Below are 1,648 nucleotides of genomic sequence, written 5' to 3' on the forward strand. Positions count from 1 at the left end.
GCAGATCGACGAGCTGCGCGAGCAAGGCCGTACGCTCACCGAGCTGCTGGCTGAGGCGGCTGGCGGCAAGGAACGGCGACGGTTCCCTGGCATGGAGGACGACAAGTAGCGTGCGTGGTCCCCAGCAGAGCTGTCCACCCATGTCATGATCCAGATTATTGCCATTGACACATTGGGATATCCGCTCTATACTTCAAATTATTCATTTATCCGACGGAAGTCGTCGGAATTATAATTTGTGATGGGGGTATCCGAATTGACTTATTCACCGCGCTTCACACCCAAGTGGCTGACCGCCGCTGCCTTGTCCGCCACACTGTTATTCTCCTCTGCCGCTGCCTACGCTGCCGAGCCTGTAGCGATCCATGCGACAGCGTCGCAGGCGTCCTATGCGGACGGACCGGAGCAATTCAGCCAGTTCCTGGCGAGCAAGTACGATCTTCACCTGCAAGGGACGATTACGAAGGGCGAGTTTATCGCTGCGGTAGCGGATGTGCTCGGGCTGAAGGCATCGGACGCCGACGCCGTCTTCACGGACGTTGCTGCGACGCATCCGCTGTATGCCGACGCTGCTGCGCTGTACGAGGCGGGCATCCTCTCGGGACCGGCGATCCAGCCGACGCAGACGCTGACCAACAGCGTCGCCGTATCGATCGCAGTGCGCGCCGCCGGGCTCAAGGAGCTGGCCGCGACGTATCCGGAGGCCAAGGTCAATGCGGCGCTGGCCAAGCTCGGCGTCCGCAGCGGCGATCTGAGCAAAGGCATGGCGCAGGAGCTGGCCGCGGCAGTCGATACCGGCCTCCTGCCTGCGGCGTGGCATGCGAGCTATCAGCCGCATCACACCGCCAGCGAGGCGCTCTACAACAGCCTGCTCGGTCAAGTGCTGGTCAACCAAGGGCTGTACAAGCAGTACATCGGTTATGTGTACGATCAGGACATCGCCTCCAAGCTCCGCACGGCGAGCCAGACGGCCGATCTGTTCGAGGCGCCGAAGCTGCAGGAGCTCGTCAACGAAGCGCTCGAGCAAGAGCTGATCACTGGCTACAACATCAAGGATTCGCGCTACGACGCGAACTTCATCCCTGAGTTGACGCTGACGTACGGACATTCGAACCTGAAGCATGCGGTCCAACTGATCGGCCTGCTGAAGAGCGAGCATCTCAATGCCAAGGTGCAGTACGAGCCGAAGACATCCGCATTCCTGCATCTGGCGGAGTGGGGCGATCCAGGTCCGAATGTCGTGCAGATCGAGAATGGCAACTATATTGCCTTCTCCCTCGAGTATGATCTGGTATTGGAGTTTGGCAGCGCAGCGGACAAAGCGAAGTTCCAGGATGTTATCCTGACCTATGCCAAGAAAAACGAAGCGGACCAGCAAGGCTTGATCCACGGCTCGTGGTGGCAGCCGCTGTACTTCTCGGAGACGGAGCTGGCCGACTATGAGATCATCACTAACAACCTGGTTACCGACCCGGACAGCACCTACAGCGTGCACCCGTTCTCGCTGAACGAGAACTCCGAGAAGGTAGTCGAAGGCTTGAAGGCGATCGATCCGGACGCGATCATTACCCCATACCAATTCTGGGTCGACAAGCCCTTCTTCAACTATCTGCACGGCGAGGCGCTGTAAGCCTCAGGCTAGCCTGAG

At 59.3% G+C, this 1,648-nt stretch carries 1 protein-coding gene; it reads left to right on the forward strand.

Features of this window, described 5'->3' with window-relative positions; translation table 11 throughout:
- Positions 1-256 precede the first annotated feature (256 nt).
- Positions 257-1,630: an S-layer homology domain-containing protein gene (locus PA598K_RS13180; RefSeq protein WP_128657405.1), complete on the forward strand. Its 1,374-nt coding sequence runs from the start codon at positions 257-259 to the stop codon at positions 1,628-1,630.
- Positions 1,631-1,648: the final 18 nt, after the last annotated feature.

Origin of the sequence: Paenibacillus sp. 598K (assembly GCF_003851045.1) — a bacterium.
In the GTDB taxonomy this organism is placed as follows: domain Bacteria; phylum Bacillota; class Bacilli; order Paenibacillales; family Paenibacillaceae; genus Paenibacillus_D.